The sequence below is a fragment of the Rubrivivax sp. A210 genome (assembly GCF_904426505.1).
In the GTDB taxonomy this organism is placed as follows: Bacteria; Pseudomonadota; Gammaproteobacteria; order Burkholderiales; family Burkholderiaceae_C; genus Rubrivivax.
Genome location: NZ_CAJGBN010000034.1, coordinates 218434 through 237923, shown reverse-complemented (window position 1 = coordinate 237923; position 19490 = coordinate 218434). Strand labels below are relative to the sequence as shown.

16 protein-coding genes are annotated in these 19490 nt (G+C 70.1%); 5 read left to right on the top strand and 11 right to left on the bottom strand.

Features of this window, described 5'->3' with window-relative positions; translation table 11 throughout:
- Window positions 1-3 precede the first annotated feature (3 nt).
- From JMV16_RS17135 to JMV16_RS17125, 3 genes are all read left to right on the top strand, one after another.
- Entirely contained in the window at window positions 4-765 is a 762-nt protein-coding gene (locus tag JMV16_RS17135; RefSeq protein ID WP_201495507.1) for an SDR family oxidoreductase, read from the top strand.
- 39 nt (window positions 766-804) lie between these two features.
- A complete protein-coding gene (locus JMV16_RS17130; RefSeq protein ID WP_201495506.1) occupies window positions 805-1668 on the top strand; it encodes a fumarylacetoacetate hydrolase family protein in 864 nt (287 codons plus the stop codon).
- A 394-nt stretch (window positions 1669-2062) separates the two neighbouring features.
- Window positions 2063-3214: a porin gene (locus tag JMV16_RS17125; protein WP_201495505.1), complete on the top strand. Its 1152-nt coding sequence runs from the start codon at window positions 2063-2065 to the stop codon at window positions 3212-3214.
- 39 nt (window positions 3215-3253) lie between these two features.
- On the opposite strand, the gene JMV16_RS17120 is transcribed toward JMV16_RS17125, so the two are convergent.
- From JMV16_RS17120 to dcd, 4 genes are all read right to left on the bottom strand, one after another.
- A complete protein-coding gene (locus JMV16_RS17120) occupies window positions 3254-6769 on the bottom strand; it encodes a PD40 domain-containing protein (protein ID WP_201495504.1) in 3516 nt (1171 codons plus the stop codon).
- The gene (locus tag JMV16_RS17115) at window positions 6769-8139 is read right to left on the bottom strand and encodes a toll/interleukin-1 receptor domain-containing protein (protein WP_201495503.1); all 1371 of its coding nucleotides are present in this window, start codon (window positions 8137-8139) and stop codon (window positions 6769-6771) included. Before JMV16_RS17115 ends, JMV16_RS17120 begins: the two co-directional genes overlap by 1 nt.
- Before the next feature lie 113 nt (window positions 8140-8252).
- On the bottom strand, window positions 8253-9140 hold the full coding sequence (locus JMV16_RS17110) for a neutral zinc metallopeptidase (RefSeq protein ID WP_201495502.1): 888 nt from the start codon (window positions 9138-9140) through the stop codon (window positions 8253-8255).
- Between the two features lie 13 nt (window positions 9141-9153).
- Entirely contained in the window at window positions 9154-9723 is a 570-nt protein-coding gene (gene dcd / locus JMV16_RS17105) for a dCTP deaminase (protein ID WP_201495501.1), read from the bottom strand.
- Window positions 9724-9792: 69 nt separating this feature from the next.
- On the opposite strand from dcd, the gene JMV16_RS17100 reads away from it, so the two are divergent.
- Window positions 9793-10347: a DUF962 domain-containing protein gene (locus tag JMV16_RS17100; protein ID WP_201495500.1), complete on the top strand. Its 555-nt coding sequence runs from the start codon at window positions 9793-9795 to the stop codon at window positions 10345-10347.
- 9 nt (window positions 10348-10356) lie between these two features.
- On the opposite strand, the gene JMV16_RS17095 is transcribed toward JMV16_RS17100, so the two are convergent.
- Window positions 10357-11388: a threonine aldolase family protein gene (locus JMV16_RS17095; protein ID WP_201495499.1), complete on the bottom strand. Its 1032-nt coding sequence runs from the start codon at window positions 11386-11388 to the stop codon at window positions 10357-10359.
- A 127-nt stretch (window positions 11389-11515) separates the two neighbouring features.
- On the opposite strand from JMV16_RS17095, the gene glp reads away from it, so the two are divergent.
- Complete coding sequence (gene glp, locus JMV16_RS17090; protein WP_201495498.1) at window positions 11516-12790, top strand: gephyrin-like molybdotransferase Glp; 1275 nt, start codon at window positions 11516-11518, stop codon at window positions 12788-12790.
- Window positions 12791-12812: 22 nt separating this feature from the next.
- Here the strand turns inward: glp and JMV16_RS17085 are convergent, their stop codons facing one another.
- Genes JMV16_RS17085 through JMV16_RS17060 form a run of 6 tightly spaced genes read right to left on the bottom strand, consistent with a single transcriptional unit; the run spans window position 12813 to window position 19137 of the window.
- Window positions 12813-13721 (bottom strand): formate dehydrogenase accessory sulfurtransferase FdhD, encoded by a 909-nt coding sequence (locus JMV16_RS17085; protein WP_201495497.1) that lies wholly within the window; start codon window positions 13719-13721, stop codon window positions 12813-12815.
- A 17-nt stretch (window positions 13722-13738) separates the two neighbouring features.
- Complete coding sequence (locus tag JMV16_RS17080; protein ID WP_201495496.1) at window positions 13739-14101, bottom strand: hypothetical protein; 363 nt, start codon at window positions 14099-14101, stop codon at window positions 13739-13741.
- 21 nt (window positions 14102-14122) lie between these two features.
- Window positions 14123-15277, bottom strand: a complete 1155-nt coding sequence (locus JMV16_RS17075; RefSeq protein ID WP_201495495.1) for a formate dehydrogenase subunit gamma — start codon at window positions 15275-15277, stop codon at window positions 14123-14125.
- Between the two features lie 32 nt (window positions 15278-15309).
- A complete protein-coding gene (locus JMV16_RS17070; RefSeq protein WP_201495494.1) occupies window positions 15310-15543 on the bottom strand; it encodes a hypothetical protein in 234 nt (77 codons plus the stop codon).
- Window positions 15540-16172, bottom strand: coding sequence for a formate dehydrogenase FDH3 subunit beta (gene fdh3B / locus JMV16_RS17065; protein ID WP_201495493.1), 633 nt, complete (start codon window positions 16170-16172; stop codon window positions 15540-15542). Before fdh3B ends, JMV16_RS17070 begins: the two co-directional genes overlap by 4 nt.
- 10 nt (window positions 16173-16182) lie before the next feature.
- A complete protein-coding gene (locus JMV16_RS17060) occupies window positions 16183-19137 on the bottom strand; it encodes a formate dehydrogenase subunit alpha (RefSeq protein WP_201495492.1) in 2955 nt (984 codons plus the stop codon).
- Window positions 19138-19490 lie beyond the last annotated feature (353 nt).

Sequence of the window (19490 nt, the reverse complement as noted above, 5' to 3'; positions counted from 1 at the left end):
TGCATGAGCACCTCCACACTCCGAACCGCCCTCGTCACCGGCGCCGGCAGCGGCATCGGCCGCGCCTGTGCCACCGCCCTGCTGAAAGAGGGCTGGCAGGTCGTCTTCGTCGGCCGCCGCGCCCAGGCGCTGAAAGAGGCCATCGCCGCAGCAGGCGCCGACGGCGCACGCGGCATCGCCCTGCCCTGCGACGTCTCCGACGAGCACGCGGTGGCGGCGCTGTTCGAGAACGTGCGCGAGCGCTGCGGCCGGCTCGACCTGCTGTTCAACAACGCCGGCGTCTCGCTGCCCAATACCCTGCCCGACGAGTACAGTGCCGCCGCCTGGCGCCAGGCCGTCGACATCAACCTCAACGGCGCCTTTTTCTGTCTGTCCGGTGCGTTCCGCCTGATGCGCGCCCAGCAGCCCGGCGGCGGCCGCATCATCAATAACGGCTCGATCTCGGCCCATGCACCGCGGCCGGGCTCGATGGCCTATACCGCCACCAAGCACGCCATCACCGGCCTCACGCGCGCCGCCGCGCTGGACGGCCGGCCCTTTGACATCGCGGTGGGCCAGATCGACATCGGCAATGTCGCCAGCGACATGACCGAGAAGATGGCGCGGGGCGTGCCCCAGGCCGACGGCAGCGTGCGGCCCGAGGCACGCATGGACATGCAGGCCGTGGTCGACACCTTCATGGCCATGGCCCGCCTGCCGCTCTCTGCCAACGTGCTGTTCATGACGGTGATGGCGACCCGCATGCCCTTCGTCGGGCGTGGCTGAAGTCAGCCGACCGACCTTCTCCCAGCAAAGGTTCTTCCCATGAAGCTGCTCCGCCACGGCCCCCGGGGCCGCATCAAGCCCGGCCTGCTCGACGGCAGCGGCCAGGTGCGCGATCTCTCGCCGTTGCTCGAGGACATCAGCGCCTCGACGCTGTCGCCGGCCGGCCTGGCCGCGCTGCGCGCGCTGGACGTGCAGGCGCTGCCGCTGGTGCGCCAGGACGCGCTGCAGGTGCCCTGGACGGGCCTGGGCAAGTTCATCGCCATCGGCCTGAACTACGCCGACCACGCGGCCGAGGCCAACATGCCCATCCCCAAGGAGCCCATCGTCTTCATGAAGACGCCGGGCTGCGCCGTGGGCGCCAACCACGCGGTGGTGCTGCCCCAGGGCTCGGTCAAGAGCGACTGGGAGGTCGAGCTCGGCTTCGTCATCGGCAGCCGCGCCCGCTATGTCAGCGAGGCGGATGCGCTGGCCCATGTGGCGGGCTACTGCGTCGTCAACGATGTGTCGGAGCGCGAATTCCAGCTCGAACGTGGCGGGCAGTGGGACAAGGGCAAGGGCTGCGACACCTTCGGCCCCACCGGGCCCTGGCTGGTGACGGCCGACGAGGTGGGCGACCCGCAGGATCTGGCCCTTTGGCTGGAGGTGAACGGCGTGCGCTACCAATCGGGCAGCACGCGCACGATGATCTTCGGCGTGGCTCAGATCGTGAGCTACCTCAGCCGCTTCATGACGCTGGAGCCGGGCGACCTCATCACCACCGGCACGCCCCCCGGCGTGGGCATGGGCATCAAGCCGGCGCCGGTGTTCCTGAAGCCGGGCGATGTGATGAGCCTGGGCATCGAGAAACTGGGCCAGCAGCGGCAGATCGTCCACGCATGGGATCCGGCCTTGATCGACGAGTAGGCGCCCACGCGCCCTGCCGAAGCATTGGCGCCGCTGCCGCTCGTCGGCGATTGACCTCGCGCCGACGCCTCCAAGGGTAGACCCGCGGCGGCGCCGCGGTGGTGCTGCGCCGCCTGCGCCACGGGCGCTCCGGCGCGGCGCAACGCAGTCGCGGCGGCTGTGACGCCCTCGCCCAACGCTCGCCGTCCCTACTCGGGCTTTCCCCTCGGCATCCACCCTGATCCGCCGCCGCCGCCCCGCACTGCTTGCGCCGCGGCGGCGCAGCGCTGTGCCGCCGTCGCACGAATATTCCCCTGTGGCCCCTAGTGGCATGTCCATTGCGATAGGGGCCCCGGCTGCGACGGCCCAGGCCGGCGCAGTCGCCCCCTACAAACCCACACGACGGAGACCTTCCATGACCGCAGCCAAGCGTGCCCTGCTCGCCCCCCTCTTCTGCGCCACCGCCCTGGGCGGCGGTGCGGCCCAAGCCGCCGACTTCAAGGCCGGCGACTGGGATCTCTCGGTCGGCGGCATCATCAACGCCTACTACACCAGCACCAGCTGCGGCGGCAGCCAGGCCGTCACCGGGCTGGCGCTGGCGAGCCAGTCCCTGGGCTGCGGCAGCGCCTCGGGCCGCACCGTGGTGGGCAATGGCCTGCTGCCCAACGCGCTGATCACCAGCGTCAAGGGCAAGCAGGATGGCGTGGACATCGGCGCCACGCTGATGATCGGCGCCGCCGTGTCGTCGTCGGATTCGATCAGCAACAACAACAACGTCGACGTGCGCCAGGGCTTCTTCACGATAGGCACGGCCGCCGCCGGCACGCTCAAGATCGGCCGCGACTACGGCCTCTTCGGCGCCAGCGCCATCCTCTCCGACATGACGCTGCTGGGCGCCGGCGCGCCGGTCAACGGCACCCAGGCCAACCGCGTGACGCTGGGCCACATCGGTGCCGGCTACAGCTACCTTGGCCACTATGGCCAGCTGGCCTACAGCATGCCGGCGGCCGGGGCCTTCGGTTTCACGGCCGCGGTCATGAGCCCGGTCAACGCCTTCGCCACTGCCGCCTACACGGCCGGCCGCCAGCCGCAGATCCAGCTCAAGGCGACGCTGGACCTCGGCGCCGGCAAGGCCTGGGTGGCGATGAAGAGCCAGCCGTTCAAGGGCACGGCACCGGCGGCCGACTTCACGATGAAAGGCGTCGAGATCGGCGGCAGCTACGCGGTGGGCGGCCTGTCGCTGCTGGGCAATTTCCAGAGCGGCAATGGCCTGGGCGTGCTGGCCGACGGCGACAACGGCGACCAGAAGCAGACCGCCTACCTGCTGCAGGCCACCTACGCGGTGGCGCCCAAGCTCAAGATGGGCCTGAGCTACGGCAGCACGCGCCTGAAGGACAGCGTCGGCAGCGCACTCAAGAGCAACACCAACACCACGGCCGGCGCCTACTACGCGCTGACCAAGAGCGTGACGCTGGTGGCCGAGATCAGCCGCACCGACTCCAAGAGCGCAGCCGGCGCCAAGGCCGACATGAACGGCGTGGCGCTGGGCGGCATCCTGTTCTTCTGATCGCCAACCAGCCGGTTGACAAGCCGGCCTGCCGCGATCTCAGCGGCAGGCCTGCGCCGGTCCCGGCAGCGCCGGGCAGCTCTTGCGCCAGGCGATGTCGAGACCGACATGCTGGCGCCACTCCTGGCAGCTGAGGTTGCGGTTGGCGCTGCGGCAGGCGGCTTGGGCCAGCACCTCGGCGTCCAGGTCCAAGAGTTCGGCCGCCGGCCCGCGGTCGGACACCGCGGCCAGGCGCCTGCCATCGGGGCTGAAGGCCACGGCATTGACCTCGCCGCCGGGGCCGCCCAGGCTGGCCAGCAGCTGGCGCCGGCCCAGATCCCACAGCGCCACCGTGCGGTCGGCGCTGGAGGTGGCGAGCCAGAGGCCGTCAGCGCTGATGGCGACGCTGCTCACGCGATCAGCATGGCCGGTGAGCGTGGCCACCAGGCTGTTGCCGGCCAGGCCCCAAAGCGTGACCGAGCCTTCTTCGTTGGCCGTCGCCAGTGTCTGGCCGTCGGGCGCGAAGGCCAGGCCGAAGAGCGCACCGCGCTGGGCATCCAGTCGCGCCCCCGGTTGCTTCTTGTCCAGGTCCCACAGGATGGCGCTGCGGTCGTTGCTGGCGGATACCAGCCGCGTGCCATCGGGGCTGAAGGCGACCGCCGTGACCTCGGCCGTGTGGCCTGCCAGCACCGCAATCTGCTTGCGCGAGGCCACATCCCACAGCATCACCTGGTGGTCTTCACCGGCCGAGGCCAGGCGCTTGCCATCGGCGCTGAGGGCCAGGGCCAGGACGCGGCCCTTGTGCCCCTTGTCGCCTTCCAGCTTGCCCAGGGCCAGTCCCTTGGCCACATCCCACAGGCGCAGCGTGCCGTCTTCGCCGGCCGAGGCCAGCACGGCACCGTCGGGCGTGAAGGCTAGGCCCCAGACACCGCCCTCGTGGCCGCGCAGGCTGTGCAGCAGCTTGGCCTGCGCCGCATCCCAGATCAGGACGAGCGCATCGCTGCCGCCGGTGGCCACGCGTTTCCCGTCGGCGCTGAAGGCCGTGCTGTAGACCTCCTTGGCGTGGCCGGCCAGGGCGGTGCGCGCCGCACGCCGCGCCAGATCCCACAGCAGCACGCTTTGCTCGCCATTGGTCGAGGCCATCTGGCTGCCGTCGGCGCTGAGCGCCATGCGCGGCGCGATCAGGCCCTTGACGCCATCGACGGTGGCGAGCGGCTTGCCGTCGGACAGGCCCCACTGGATCACCGTCTGGTCGACCCCGGCCGAGACCAGGCGCTTGCCGTCGGCCGCGAAGGCCACACGCGCAACCGCACTCTTGTGGCCCTTCAGCGCGCTGGGCGCGGCGGCGCCGGCCAGGCTCCAGACCATCACCGCCTGGTCGCTGCCGGCCGAAGCCAGGCGGCTGCCGTCGGCGCTGAAGGCCAGGCCGTTGACCTCGCCGGCGTGGCCGGCCAGGCGCGCAGCAACGCGGCCGGCGGGCAAGTCCCACAGCAGGATCGCGGCATCGCCGCCGGCCGAGGCCAGGCGGCGGCCGTCGGGGCTGAAGGCCAGGGCCAGCACGGTGCGCTCGTGGCCGGCCAGGCTGGCCTTGCGTTGATGGGCGGCCACGTCCCACAAGATGAGCTGCTTGTCGGTGCCGGCGCTGGCCAGCGTGCTGCCGTCGGCGCTGAAGGCCAGGGCCCAGACGTTGGAGCGGTGGCCTTCCAGCGTGGCCTCCAGCTTGCGCGCGGCCACGTCCCACAGCGTCACCGCCGGCAGGCTGCGGCTGCCCGCGGCCAGGCGCTTGCCGTCGGCGCTGAAGGCCAGCACACTGATCGGCGTCTTGGGGCCCGCCAGCGTGGCCAGCGGCGCACGGGTGGCCAGATCCCACAGGATCAGGGTGCCGTCCTCGCCGGCCGAGGCCAGCTGCCGGCCGTCGGCACTGAAGGCCACCGCGGTGACCTCGCGGGCGTGGGCGCTGAGATAGGCTGCCAGGCCGGGCCGGCTGTCGAAGCGGCGCTGCAGGCCGGCGCGCGCATCCAGCGTGGGGGCCTCGCGCAGCGCCTCGAGATTGACCAGCAGCGCGGCGTCGAGCTGGCGCGCCTGCAAGGTGTCGGCGCTGGCCATCAGGCGCGCACTGCGCGCCTCGGCCAGCAGCAGCTTCGCCTCCTGGGCCTTCTGGTCGGCCAGGCGGCGCGCCTCGCGCACCACGCCACCCTGCCAATAGGTGTGGGCGCCCAGCACCGCAGTGAGCAGCACGCCGGCCAGCACCAGGGCCGCGTTGCGGCGGTTGCGCCGCTGCTGCAGCTGGGCCGCGGCCTCGCGTGCCGCCGCCGCGGCCTCGGCCTCGCGCGTGCGGCGGCTGTCGCGGCTGTCGCGCACGACGCGGGTCAGCACGTCGTGGGTCAGCTCCAGCCGCCGCTGGCCCAGGCGCTCGTCCACGCGCAGCAGCCGCCGCGCGACGAGCACCTCGAGCGCCTCGCGCGTGACGCCGGGCAAGGCCAGGGCGTCGTCCCAGTCGTGGCTGTCGCGGAAGCCCCGGTCGGTGATCAGCTCGTCCTCGACGAAGCGGCGCACGCGCTCGTCCAGCCCGGCCATCGCGCGCTCGTAGAAGCCGCTCAGGATTTCGCGGTCGGCGCCGGCCAGCAGCGCCGGCGTGATGGCCGCCAGCGGCGGACTCGCCTGCAGGCGCTTGTGGTTGAGCTCGCTGCAGACCACGCTCAAGAGCGCCGGGTCGATCTCGATGCGCTCAAACTCGGCCTGCAGGGCCGGCGTGGCGGCGTCGTTCTTCCAGGCCAGGCGCAGGATGCGCCGCGCCACCTCGTCATCGACCAAGGCGCCGCCGGCCCGCGTGACCACCGCATAGGCCTGCGCGCCGGCCATGGGCAGCAGGCGCAGGCGGTTGTACATGAGCGAGGGCATGAGGGTCTTGAGGCCCTCGAAAGCGGCCAGGAAGTCCTCGCGGAAGCTCAGCACCAGCTTCACGGTGGCGCGGCGGAACTCGTAGCGCCGCGCCGCCGCCGGGTCGTCCTCGAGCAGGCGCTTGACGTCGGCTGGCGGGCGGTTCTCCACCAGGTCGGCCAGCTCGGCGATGAAGGCCTCGGCCTGGGCGCGCGCCACCTCGCTGCGCTGGCCCAGGGTGAAGATTTCCTCGAACTGGTCGAACACCAGCACCGGCGTCACGAGGCGGTGGCGGGCGCTCCAGAACTCGGCATCGCGGCGGTGGAAGACCGACCACAGGGCCTCGTCGCCCTCGCGCCGCGCCGGCTGCACGCCGGCCGCGGCACAGGCGCGGTCGAGTTCGGCATAGACCTGCTCGCGCAGCGGCGGCAGGCCGTCGCCATGGCCCAGGCGCAGGTAGACCGGAAGCAGGTCGCGTTCGCGCAGCGCCGGAAAGACACCGGCCTTGAGCAGCGAGCTCTTGCCCAGGCCCGAGCGGCCGAACAGCACCGTCAGCGGTTCGCGCTCGACCAGGCGCAGCAGCTCGGCGGCCTCGCCCTCGCGGCCGTGGAAATAGGCGCTGTCGTTCTCGTCGAAGGAGTCGAGGCCGGGCCAGGGATGCTGGGGGTCGAGCCGGGGCAGCGTGGCGGCGTTCATCAGGCCCTCCGCTGGCGGCGGTGGAAGTTGCGCACGATCTCGGTCAGGCGCTGGCCGACTTCGGGCGTGAGCCGGCCCCCGGGCAGGCTGGGGCCCTGCTTGCGCGTGAAGGTGTCGGGCAAGTTTGTGCGGTCCAGCCGCGTTTCGTCGACCACCACCGGAACGATGAATTCTTCGTCGGGCGCCATGCCGCGGGCTCGCTCGGAAGCGGCGTTCCACTCGCGCCAGAAGTAGCGGCGCCGGTTTTCCTCGGCCAGCGCCGCCTGCGAGATGACGGGCAGGAAGAGCGAGCAGCGCTCGATGCCGCGCTCGATGGCCAGGGCCCAGTCGCCGGCGACCTCGAGCGACTTCTTGTCGAACCAGACCTCGAGCCCGGCCGCGCGCAGGCCCTCGGCCAGCACGCTGGCGGCCTGCAGGTCTTCGGCTGCATAACTGACGAACACGGCGCCCTCGCGCGGCGCGGTGTCGCCGCTGCTGCTGCCCGCGTCTGCAGCGGCGGCAGCGCTGCCGGCGGCCTCGGGGTGGGCCTCGCGCCAGCGCCGCGCCAGTTCGGCCACGAACTCGGCCGCCGGCATGGGCAAGACCTTGGTGTCGATGCTGAAGCTGGACAGAAAAGCCGCCAGCGCCGGTTCTTGCCCGCTGCGCGCGTCGACCAGCACGTCCCAGCGCTTGCGCTTCTGCGACAGCTCGAGCCCGCGTGCCGTGCGCAGGAAGAAGCGCGTGAGCCAGTCGCCGAAGCCGCAGCCCAGGAAGAGCAGGTGGTGGCTGCGCAGCTCGTCGAAGAGCTTGAGCGGCTGGCGCTGGCGGTCTTGCAGCGCGTGCAGGAACTCGAGCAGGTCTTCGTCGCAGATGGCGTACTCGGGCGACGACGAGGCCAGGCCCAGCAGGTGGTAGACCACCGGCACGCTGCGCTCGCCGCCAGCGAGATCAGCCACCGTCTGCGTCGAATAGGCCATCTGGCGCGGCGCGGCGCCGTGGCGGGCCTGCGTCAGGGCCTCGGCCAGCAGCGAATCGAAGGTGAGCGTGACGAAGAGGTCGAAGGCCGGGATCGAGGCCAGGTCGCGCAGCGGCTGCGAGGGCTGGGGCTTGCCGTCGCGCAGCAACTTGAGGATGCGCGAGTACAGGCCTTCGCGCTCGCCGCCGTCGCGCAGGTAGTGCGAGACCACGTCGTTGAGCTGGTAGTCGGGCGGCAGCGCCGCCTCGGGCACCTCGATGCGGTCGGCCAGGCGCCGCGCCAGCCAGCGGTAGAGCGGAATCTGCTGCTCGCCATCGGCGACGGTGACGAGTTCAGGCCCCACCACGGGGATCACCTTGCCGTCTTCGATGAAGAGCAGCAAGTCCTCCCAGAATCGTTCTGATGCCACGGCCATGCGTCGATTCGGCCCACGAGCCCCCGCCAGCTTGCGGTCGGCGCGAGTGTAGGCGCCGAGGGGAGGCTGGCGCGGCGGCCACCCCTAGATTGGCAGTGCGGTCGGCAGTGCGCCTAGAGCTTGGCCTCGAAGGTGTTGCACTGCGCCACCACGCCGCCATCCATGCCACGCTTGAACCAGCGCATGCGCTGCTCGCTGCTGCCGTGGGTGAAGCTCTCGGGCACGACGCGGCCCTGGCTCTGGCGCTGCAGCGTGTCGTCGCCGATGCGCGAGGCGGCGTTGAGCGCCTCCTCGATGTCACCACGCTCCAGCCAGCCCTTGCCCTGCTGGCTGTGATGGGCCCAGACGCCGGCCAGGCAATCGGCCTGCAGTTCGACCCGCACCGAGGCCGCATTCGCCTGCGCCTTGCTCATGCGCGAGCGCGCCTGGTCGACCTTGTCGGTGACACCCATCAGGTGCTGGACGTGGTGGCCGACCTCGTGCGCGATGACGTAGGCCTGGGCGAAATCGCCCGGCGCGCCGAGGCGGCGGCTCAAGGTGTCGAAGAAGTCGAGGTCGATGTAGACCTTGCTGTCGCCCGGGCAGTAGAAGGGGCCCATGGCCGACTCACCCGTACCGCAGGCCGTGGGCGTGGCGCCGCGGAACAGCACCAGGCGCGGCTGGTCATAGCGGCCACCGGCGGCCTGGAAGACGCGGCCCCAGACCTGCTCGGTGTCGCGCAGCACCACCGAGACGAAGGCCGCGGCCTTGTCCTCGGCCGGCGGCTTGTGCGCCGGCCGCGCCGGCGCCTGGGCGGCGGGCGGCGCGCCGCCGCCCTCGAGCAGGCCCAGCACGGTGAGCGGGTTGATGCCGAAGATCCAGCCGGCCACCAGCGCGATGGCGACGCTGCCCAGGCCCAGGCCACGGCCGCCCATCACCGGAATGCCGCCACGCCGGCCACCGCCGCCATCGCCGCGGCGGTCCTCGACGTTGTCGCTCTGCTCCTGGCCTTCCCACTTCATGGCCGGCTCTGGCTCAGGTCTTGGGCAGGGTCACGCCACGCTGGCCCTGGTACTTGCCGCCGCGGTCCTTGTAGCTGGTCTCGCAGACCTCGTCGCTCTCGAAGAACAGCACCTGGGCGCAGCCCTCACCGGCGTAGATCTTGGCCGGCAGCGGCGTGGTGTTGCTGAATTCCAGCGTCACATAGCCCTCCCATTCGGGCTCGAATGGGGTGACGTTGACGATGATGCCGCAGCGCGCATAGGTGCTCTTGCCCAGGCAGATGGTCAGCACATTGCGCGGGATGCGGAAGTATTCGAGCGTGCGCGCCAGCGCGAAGCTGTTGGGCGGGATGATGCAGACATCGGCCTCGATGTCGACGAAGCTCTTCTCGTCGAAGTTCTTGGGGTCCACCACCGTGCTGTAGATGTTGGTGAAGACCTTGAATTCCGGCGCGCAGCGGATGTCGTAGCCGTAGCTGCTGGTGCCGTAGCTGACGATGCGCTGGCCGTCGGCCGACTGGCGCACCTGGCCGGGCTCGAACGGCTCGATCATGCCGTGCTGCTGCGCCATGCGCCGTATCCACTTGTCGCTCTTGATGCTCATTTCAGGCCCAGTTCATGCTGCGGGGATTGCCCGGACGCGCTAGAGTGTGCCAGCAAGGAGAGATCTGCCATGGCTTCGCCGTTCCGCCCCGCCGTCGACCTGCTGGCGCACTACGCGGGGCACCACCGCGACCGTCGCAACATCGTCACCCACCTGGTGGGCGTGCCGCTCATCGTGCTGGGCCTGGGCGTGCTGCTGTCGCGGCCGGCGCTGGCCCTGGGCGGCCTGGCACTCACCCCGGCCTGGATCGCCTTCGCGCTGGTGGCCGCCTGGTACCTGACGCGCGGCCGCCTGGGCATAGGCGCGGCCACCGTGCTGGCCATGGGCGCCCTTGTGGCCCTGGCCCACCAACTGGGCCGCGGCGCCACGGTGGGCTTCTGGCTGGGCTGCGGCCTCGGCCTCTTCTTTTGCGGCAGCGTGGTCCAGCTCATCGGCCACTACTACGAGGGCCGCAAGCCGGCCTTTGCCGACGATGGCGTCGGCGCCCTGGTGGCGCCGATGTTCGTGATGATGGAGATGCTGGCCCGCGCCGGCTGCTTCAAGGGCCTGATCGCCGAGATCGAGCGCCGCGCCGGCCCCACCATGCTGCGCGACCTCGCCGAGCCGGCGCCGGCCACGCGCTGACCGGCCGCTTCAACCCAGCAGCTCGCGCAGCACCGCGCCAGCCGCGGCCACTTCGGCCGCCGAGACGTCCAGATGCGTCACCGCGCGCACCGTGCGCGCGGCAAAGGCGTTGAGCAGCACGCCGCGTTCGCGCGCCCGCGCCACCAGCGTGGCCGCATCGGGCGCGCCCGGGGAAAGGCGGAAGACAACGATGTTGGTCTGCACCGTGGCCAGATCGATCTGCACCGCGGCGCTGCCGGCCAGGGCTTCGGCCAGGGCGCGGGCGTTGGCGTGGTCTTCGGCCAGGCGGGTGCGGTGGTGGTCTATGCCGTGCAGCGCGGCGGCTGCATAAAGGCCGGTCTGGCGCATCGCACCGCCGAGCATGCGGCGGTGGCGGTTGGCCAGCGCGATCAAGGCCTTCGACCCGGCCAGCAGCGAGCCCCCCGGCGCGCCCAGGCCCTTGCTGAAGGCCACCGCCACCAGGTCGAAGGGCGCCGCCAATTCGGCCTCGCTGCGGCCGCTGGCGACGGCGGCGTTCCACAGCCGCGCGCCGTCCAGGAAGCGGGCGATGCCGCGCTCGCGCGCCGCGGCACAGATGCGCTCGACCTCGGCCTGATCGAACACCAGCCCGCCGCCGCGGTTGTGGGTGTTCTCGATCTGCACCAGCGTGGTCGGCGGAAACACCGGCAGGCCGGCGGGCTTGATGGCGGCGACAAAGTCTTCGCAGGTGTAGACGCCGCCGCTGCCGACCTCGACGATCTGCACCCCGGCGTTGGCCGCGGCGCCGCCGGTCTCGTGCCAGCCGGCATGGGCCTCGCGGCCGGTGATGACCTCGTCTCCCGGCCGGCACAGCACGCGCAGCGCCACCTGGTTGGCCATGGTGCCGCTGGGCAGCCACAGTGCCGCCTCCTTGCCCAGCAGCTCGGCGCAGCGCGCCTGCAGTTCATTGGTGCTGGGGTCTTCACCGTACTGCTCGTCGCCAACAGCAGCTGCGGCGATGGCCGCGCGCATGGCCGCGGTGGGGCGGGTGACGGTGTCGGAGCGCAGATCGATGACGGTCATGGCGGCTTCCTAGGGTTGGACGGGGTCACGGCGCACAGGAGCGGCGCCGCCTGAGCCCATTTTGCCGGTGCATGCCGTTGCAGAATGGCGGCGACCGGCTCCGTGTCGGTGCCAGGAGTCTTGAACCATGTCCGAACTCGGCATTTCCCCCCTCACCAAGGGCGACCGCCACCTGAGCGTGGACGAAGCACGGGCCGCCATCGCCGCCGCGCTGCGCCCCATCACCGAGGGCGAAACCGTGCCGCTGGCGCGTGCCCTGGGCCGGGTTCTGGGGTCGGATGTGATCTCGCCCATCGACGTGCCGGCGCACGACAACTCGGCCATGGACGGCTATGCCTTCGCCGGCGCCGCGCTCGCCGCCGGCGGCGTGACCCGCCTGCGCTCAGTGGGCACGCTCTACGCTGGCGCCCCCTATGCCGGCGAGGTGAGGGCCGGCGAGTGCCTGCGCATCATGACCGGCGCGGTGATGCCCGAAGGCCTGGACACCGTCGTGCCGCTGGAGCTGTGCAGCGTGGCCGGCGAGCAGGTGGCGATAGAGCCGGGCGTCATCACCCCCGGCGAGAACCGCCGCCGCCGCGGCGAGGACCTGGCCCTCGGCCGCCCTGCCCTGCAGGCCGGCCGCGTGCTGCGCCCGGCCGACCTGGGCCTGGCGGCCTCGCTGGGCCTGGCCGAGCTGCCGGTGCTGCGCCCGCTGCGCGTGGCGCTGTTTTCCACCGGCGACGAGCTGCGCACCCTGGGCCAGGCGTTGGAGCCGGGTTGTGTCTACGACAGCAACCGCTACAGCCTGATGGGCGCGCTGCAGCGCCTGGGCATGGAGGTCATCGATCTGGGCCTCGTACCCGACGACCGCGCCGCGCTGCAGGCCACGCTGCAAGCCGCGGTGGCCCAGGCCGACGTGGTGCTCACCAGCGGTGGCGTCAGCATGGGCGACGCCGACTACACGCGCGAGGTGCTGGCGGCGATGGGCGAGGTTGCCTTCTGGAAGGTGGCGATGCGCCCCGGCCGCCCTTTCGCTTTCGGGCCGCTGCAGCGGCCGGGCGGCCAGCCGCCGTCGTGGCTGTTCGCCCTGCCCGGCAACCCGGTGGCGGCCCTGGTCACCTTCTACGCCTTCGCCCGCGAGGCCCTGCTGCGCCTGGCCGGCGCCCGGCCCGAGCCGCTGCCCACGCTGCAGGCCCCCTGCACGGCCGCCATCCGCAAGCGCCCGGGCCGCACCGAATTCCAGCGCGCCGTGGTCGAGCCGGCACCGGCGGGCGGTTGGCAGGTGCGCCTGACCGGATCGCAGGGCGCCGGCGTGCTGCGCAGCATGAGCGAGGCCAATGCACTGCTGGTGCTGCGCCACGACCAGGCCTCGGTGGCGGCCGGCGATTTCGTCGACGTGTGGTTGTTCGACGGCCTGGTCTGAGGCCAGCGCCTCGAACCTGGCTTCAGCCGGCAACCACGCGCACCGGCGTGCGCTGTGGCTCGGGCTCGGAGTCGAAGCGCTCCATCCCGGTATAGCAGAGGAAGTGGCGGTTGGCGGCGCGGCCGAACAGCGTCATGCCCAGGCGCGAAGCCAGTTCGTGACCCATGGCGGTGACGCCGTTGCGCGAGACGATGATGGGCACGCCCAGTTGCGCCGACTTCATGACCATCTCGCTGGTCAGGCGGCCCGTGGTGTAGAAGGCCTTGTCGCCACCCTCGATGCCATGCAGGGCCATCCAGCCGGCGATGGTGTCGATGGCATTGTGGCGGCCCACGTCCTCGACGAAGCTCAGCATTTCTGCGCCACGGAACAGCGCGCAGCCATGCACCGAGCCGGCGCGGCGGTGGATGCTGTCCTGCTGGCGCATGGTCTCGAGCATGCGGTGCAGCGTGCCTTGGCGGATGCGTGCCACACGCGAATCGGGCAGGCGGATGCAGTCCAGTTGCGTCATTGCGTCGCCAAACACCGTGCCCTGGCCGCAGCCGGTAGTGACCACGCGGTGGGCGGTGCGCGCCGCCAGATCGGGCAGGCCGGCATGGGTGCGCACGGCGGCGGCGCCCACGTCCCAGTCGACCGTGACCGACTCGACCTCTTGCACGCGGTCGATCAGGCGCTGGTTGAGCAGATAGCCCAGCACCAACATTTCTGGTCTCTGGCCCAGGGTCATCAGCGTGACCAGTTCGCGCTTGTCGACAAAGATCGTCAGTGGACGCTCGGCCGGGATGGAGATGCTGCGCTGATCACCGTACTCGTCGACGATGCGGATCTCGCGCAGCAACTCGCAGCGCGCCTGCGTCAGGCGCGGCGCGCCGGGCAGCAACGGCGAGGTGCAATCGCCAGCACCGCAGCAGGCCTCGGGGGATGCAGACATCGCTTGCGTCATGCGCCCTATTTCTTGGGCGCCGGTGCCTTGGCCACCGCCGCTGCCGGGGCGGCCGGCGCCGCCGAGGCGGCGCCGGCGGGCGGTGGCGGCGTGTAGACGAAGGGGCCAGGATCGGCGCAGGGCTCGGTGGCGGCGGCCGGCTTGACCGCCTTGCCTTCCTTCTTGGCCTGCGCAAAGTAGGCCGCGGCCACCTTGTCCATGCTCTTGCAGAGCTGGAAGTTGGCCACCTTGCCTCCATGCGCTGTCTTGGCCGCGGCCTCGGCCGCCTTGGCCTTGGCTTCGTCGCTCTGCGGCGGCAGCTTGGCCCAGGCGGACAGGCTCAGAGTGGCGGCGGCCAAGCCGGCGCAGACGGTGAGGATCTTGCTCATCGAGGTCATCCTTGCAGGTCTTCAGGTCTGGTGCGAAGCGCGGCCCAGGCCGGCGTCGGCCGCACCCGTGCGCTGTGCCGGAATCTTGCCGGCCTTGATGTCGTCGTACCAGAGCTCGTGGTGCTCACGCGCCCAGGCCTCATCGACCTGGCCCGTGACCATGCCCTGGTAGGCACCCTTCACGCCCACCGACCCCAGGTAGATGTGGCCGCCGATCAAGGCCATCATCAGCACCGAGGCTGCGGCGTGGATGATGTGGGCGATCTGCATCTGGCCCCGGGTGTAGCTCAGGCTGGGCAACAGCATGTCCAGCACCAGCCCAGAGCCGACGACGGCCAGGCCCAAGAACACCACGGCGATCCAGAACTGAACCTTCTCGCCGGCGTTGTAGCGCCCCGACGGAACTTCGTGGCCGCCCAGCATGCCACCGCCCTTGGCCAGCCAGCCGAGATCGTGGGCACGCGGGATGTTGTCGCGGATGTAGCCGACGATGAAGACCACCAACGCGACGGCGAACATCGGCCCGGCAAAGTTGTGCAGCGTCTTTAGCGCCCAGGTCAGCCAGCCGAACAGCGTGGCGCCGATGACCGGCAGCAGGAAGAACTTGCCGAAGGCCATGACCAGGCCCGAGACGGCCAGCGCGACGAAGGTGATGGCCACTGACCAGTGCGCGGCACGCTCGAAATAGGTGAAGCGCTCGATCTTGCGGCCGGTGTCAGGATGGTGGCCTCCCAGCGGTCCGCGCTTCCAGTAGAAGAGCGCGATTGACAGCGCGATCAGCAGCAGCAGCGAGCCGCCGTAGGGAATGATCCAGCGGTTGCGTACCTCGCGCCAGGCCTCGCCGGCGGTCGTGAAGCGCGAACCCGGGTAGCTGACGAAGGGCTGGATCAGCACACCTTTCTCTACGCCGGGCAGCGAGGTGGTACCCGCCTGGTTGCCCGATTCGCGCACTGCACGCCACAAGGGCGCGTTGTTGCCCGGCTGGGACTTGGCGCGCTGCGCATTGCTCTCGTCGGGCTTGGGCTCGGCCGGCGCAGCGAAGCCCGCCGGAGCCTTCTTGGGCGAGGCCGCTTCGGCCGGCGCGGCAGTAGGCGCAGCAGTCTGCGCCGCTACCGCGCCGCAAAGCGCCAGCGAGGCCGTGGCCGCCATCAGCAGGTTACGGATCGAGCCGGTCATGCCATCTCCTGGTAGTGCGGCAGCGAGGCCCGTCAATGGGCGCCGGTGCGCGTGTACTCGTTCTGGCTCTGCGAGCGCACCCGCAACTGCTGGTCCCAGCTGGCCGCATCACCCGGCTTCCAGCCGGCGGCAGAGTAGGCCGTGCCGGGGCCGGCGGAGGCGCGCGCATCGGACTTGGGTCCGGCCGTCTGCGGCGCCTCGGTGCAGGCCGACAGGCCCGCCCCGAACAGCAGGGCGAGGCCGGCGGCATACAGAGTTTGCTTCACGAACGGGTTCCTTCGGGCTTGGCGGCGGGCGCGCCGCCAGTGGAGGGCTTGCCGTAGGCCGTGCCCCAGCCCCAGACCTCGCTGCCCTTGCCGCGTGTCACCACGCGGGTGCGGAAGATGTCGGCCACGACGTCGCCGTCACCGCCCAGCAAAGCCTTGGTGGCGCACATCTCGGCGCAAGCCGGCAGCTTGCCCTCGGACAGGCGGTTGCGGCCGTACTTCTCGTTTTCAGCCACCGAGCCATTGGCCTCGGGGCCTCCGGCGCAGAAGGTGCATTTGTCCATCTTGCCGCGCAGGCCGAAGGTGCCGTTGCTCGGGAATTGCGGCGCGCCGAAGGGGCAGGCATAGCTGCAGTAGCCGCAGCCTATGCAGACGTCCTTGTCGTGCAGCACCACGCCCTCGTCGGTGCGGTAGAAGCAATCGACTGGGCACACGGCCATGCAGGGCGCATCGCTGCAGTGCATGCAGGCCACCGAGATGCTGCGCTCGCCGGGCACGCCGTCGTTGAGGGTGACGACGCGCCGGCGGTTGACGCCCCAGGGGATGTCGTGTTCGGCCTTGCAGGCCGTGACGCAGCCGTTGCACTCGATGCAACGCTCGGCGTCACAGATGAATTTCATTCGGGCCATCGCACGCTCCTCATGCTGCCTTCTCGATCTGGCACAGCGTCGTCTTGGTTTCCTGCATCATGGTCACCGGGTCGTAGCCATACGTGGTGGAGGTGTTGACCGCCTCACCGACGACCACGGGCCGGGCGCCCTCGGGGTAGTAGCTGGAGATGTCCTCGCCCTGCCATTTGCCGGCAAAGTGGAATGGCAGGAAGACGGTCTCGCGGTCCACGCGCTCGGTAAGCATGGCCTTGACCTTGATGCGGGCGCCCGAAGGCGTCTTGACCCAGACCTGCTCGCCATTGCGGATGCCACGGTCGTTGGCCGCCGCCGGGTTGATCTCGACGAACATGTCCTGCTGCAGCTCGGCCAGGTAGCGGTTGGAGCGCGTCTCGTCGCCGCCACCCTCGTACTCGGTCAGGCGACCGCTGGTCATGATGAGCGGGAACTGTTTGCCGATGTCGACGTTCTTCTCCTGCACCGACTTGTACAGCGTGGGCAGGCGCCAGAAGGCCTTCTTGTCGTCGTGGGTCGGATACTTGGCCACCAGCTCGGGCCGGTTGGAGTAGATCGGCTCGCGGTGCTGCGGGATCGGATCCGGGAAGTTCCAGACCACGGCCCGCGCCTTGGCATTGCCGAACGGGTGGCAACCATGCGCCATGGTCACGCGCTGGATGCCGCCCGAAAGGTCGGTCTTCCAGTTCTTGCCCTCGGCCGCCTTCTGCTCGGCCTCGGTCAGGTCGGCCCACCAGCCCAGCTTCTTGAGCAGCACATGGTCGAACTCGGGGTAACCGGTGGTGATCTCGGCGCCCTTGCTGTGCGAGCCGTCGCCGGCCAGCAGGCTGGAGCCGTCGCGCTCGACGCCGAAATTGGCGCGGAAGTTGCCGCCACCGTCCATGACGTGCTTGGAGGTGTCATACAGGTTGGGCGAACCCGGGTGCTTGAGCTCGGGCGTGCCGTAGCAGGGCCAGGGCAGGCCGAAATGGTCGCCGTCGAGCTTGTAGCCGGTTTCCTTGTCGATGCCACCCTTGGCGCGCAGCGTGTTCACATCGAACACATGCATATTGCGCATGTGCGCCTTCAGACGCTCGGGGCTCTGGCCGGTGTAGCCGATGGTCCAGACGCCGCGGTTGATCTCGCGCAGCACGTCCTCCGGCACGGGCTCGTCCATGCCCTTGACTTTCTGCAGTTTGACGTTCTTGACCAGTTCCTTGCCGAAGCCCAGCTTCTCGGCCAGCTGCAGCATGATCATGTGGTCGGAGCGTGACTCGAACAGAGGTTCGATGACGCGCTCGCGCCACTGGATGGAGCGGTTGCTGGCCGTCACCGAGCCCGAGGTCTCGAACTGCGTGCAGGCCGGCAGCAGGTAGACCGCGCGGTTGGGATTGCGGTCTTCGTCCTTGCCCGGCATCGCCGCCATGGCCGCGGTGGCCGACGGGAAAGGGTCGACCACCACCAGCAGGTCGAGCTTGTCCATCGCGCGCTTCACGTCCAGCCCGCGCGACTGCGAGTTGGGCGCGTGGCCCCAGTAGAACAGCCCGCGCAGGTTGCTGGGCTGGTCGATCAGTTCGTTCTTCTCGAGCACACCGTCGAACCAGCGCGACACCGTCATGCCGGGCTTGCCCATCATGCCGGGCGCGTACTGCTTCTTGATCCACTCGAAGTCAACGCCCCAGACGGCGGCGAAGTGCTTGAAGGAACCATCGGCCAGGCCGTAGTAGCCTGGCAGCGAATCGGGGTTGGGCCCGATGTCGGTGGCGCCCTGCACGTTGTCATGGCCGCGGAAGATGTTGGCGCCGCCACCGGACACGCCCACATTGCCCAGTGCCAACTGCAGCAGGCAGGAGGCACGCACCATGGCGTTGCCGATGGTGTGCTGGGTCTGGCCCTGGCACCAGACGATGGTGCTGGGCCGGTTCTCGGCCATCAGGCGGGCCACCTTGAGGCAGGTGGCCTCGTCGACGCCGCAGGCCTCAAGCACCTTGTCGGGCGTCCACTTGGCCATCACGTCATCGCGCACCTTGTCCATGCCCCAGACACGGTCCTCGATGTACTTCTTGTCTTCCCAGCCGTTCTTGAAGACGTGGTAGAGCACGCCAAACAGGAAGGGAATGTCCGAGCCCGAGCGGATGCGCACGTACTCGTCGGCCTTGGCCGCCGTGCGCGTGAACCGTGGGTCGACCACGATCATCTTCGAGCCCTTTTCCTTCGCATGCAGCATGTGAAGCATGGAGACCGGGTGGGCCTCAGCTGCATTCGAGCCTATGTACAACGCAGCCTTGGAGTTCTGCATGTCGTTGTACGAATTCGTCATCGCACCGTAGCCCCACGTATTCGCCACACCGGCGACTGTCGTGGAGTGGCATATTCGTGCCTGGTGATCGCAGTTGTTACTCCCCCAGAGGGTCACCCACTTTCTGAGCAGGTAGGCCTGTTCGTTGTTCTGCTTGGATGAGCCCACGACGAAGATCGAGTCGGGGCCGCTCTGGCCGCGCAACTCAAGCATCTTCTTGCTGATCTCGTCGAGCGCCACGTCCCAGCTGATGCGCTGGTACTTGCCATTGACGAGCTTCATCGGGTACTTCAGGCGGAACTCGCCGTGGCCGTTCTCGCGCACCGCCGCACCCTTGGCGCAATGCGCGCCCAGGTTGATGGGCGAGTCGAACACCGGCTCTTGCCGCACCCAGACGCCGTTCTCGACGTAGGCGTCGATGGCGCAGCCCACTGAGCAGTGGCCGCACACCGTGCGCTTGACTTCGACCTTGCCGCTGCCGACGGCCGTGGCGCCCGGCGCGGCGGCCTCGGCCTTGCGCACCAGGGTCAGCTGGCTGGCCGCGAGGCCGGCGCCGACACCCAGACCGGAGCGGCGCAAAAAGGCGCGCCGATCCATCGTGGGAATGGCGCGGGCTACGCCGCGCGCCAGGCTGCCAACGAGCGCGCTGGGCGATGGCCCCCCGCTTCCCGCTGACCGTTTGGTCAATAACATGATTGCCTCCTGCTGCAAGCGGCTGGGATTCAGACGCGGGCTGTGCGGTAGTACTGCTGCACGTGCTCGCTCAGGCGGTAGCCGGCAGCCGCATCCGGTGCCGGCTGGGCGGCCGCACTGGGAACGGCCTTGGCGGGTTCACGCAAGGGGACCAGGGTGGCAGTGGCCACTAGAGCCCCCGCTGTCCCTGCGCCCACCAGGAGGGCGCGGCGCGCCACGGGTGGTTGGTGATCAGGCTTCATCGCGATTCCCCTTACATGAGGTACGACCGGGCGGGTGCGGACATCGGCTGTGCGCTGTCCTCAAACATGGGTACAGCGGAGCATGTCACCAATGCATTGTGCACAACGCCC

Coding starts and splice junctions, on each gene's coding strand:
- dcd (WP_201495501.1), bottom strand. CDS start 9,723: ATGAGCATCAAGAGCGACAAGTGGATACGGCGCATGGCGCAGCAGCAC.
- glp (WP_201495498.1), top strand. CDS start 11,516: ATGTCCGAACTCGGCATTTCCCCCCTCACCAAGGGCGACCGCCACCTG.
- fdh3B (WP_201495493.1), bottom strand. CDS start 16,172: ATGGCCCGAATGAAATTCATCTGTGACGCCGAGCGTTGCATCGAGTGC.
- JMV16_RS17100 (WP_201495500.1), top strand. CDS start 9,793: ATGGCTTCGCCGTTCCGCCCCGCCGTCGACCTGCTGGCGCACTACGCG.
- JMV16_RS17115 (WP_201495503.1), bottom strand. CDS start 8,139: ATGGCCGTGGCATCAGAACGATTCTGGGAGGACTTGCTGCTCTTCATC.
- JMV16_RS17075 (WP_201495495.1), bottom strand. CDS start 15,277: ATGACCGGCTCGATCCGTAACCTGCTGATGGCGGCCACGGCCTCGCTG.
- JMV16_RS17085 (WP_201495497.1), bottom strand. CDS start 13,721: ATGTCTGCATCCCCCGAGGCCTGCTGCGGTGCTGGCGATTGCACCTCG.
- JMV16_RS17135 (WP_201495507.1), top strand. CDS start 4: ATGAGCACCTCCACACTCCGAACCGCCCTCGTCACCGGCGCCGGCAGC.
- JMV16_RS17130 (WP_201495506.1), top strand. CDS start 805: ATGAAGCTGCTCCGCCACGGCCCCCGGGGCCGCATCAAGCCCGGCCTG.
- JMV16_RS17060 (WP_201495492.1), bottom strand. CDS start 19,137: ATGTTATTGACCAAACGGTCAGCGGGAAGCGGGGGGCCATCGCCCAGC.
- JMV16_RS17080 (WP_201495496.1), bottom strand. CDS start 14,101: ATGAGCAAGATCCTCACCGTCTGCGCCGGCTTGGCCGCCGCCACTCTG.
- JMV16_RS17095 (WP_201495499.1), bottom strand. CDS start 11,388: ATGACCGTCATCGATCTGCGCTCCGACACCGTCACCCGCCCCACCGCG.
- JMV16_RS17125 (WP_201495505.1), top strand. CDS start 2,063: ATGACCGCAGCCAAGCGTGCCCTGCTCGCCCCCCTCTTCTGCGCCACC.
- JMV16_RS17110 (WP_201495502.1), bottom strand. CDS start 9,140: ATGAAGTGGGAAGGCCAGGAGCAGAGCGACAACGTCGAGGACCGCCGC.
- JMV16_RS17120 (WP_201495504.1), bottom strand. CDS start 6,769: ATGAACGCCGCCACGCTGCCCCGGCTCGACCCCCAGCATCCCTGGCCC.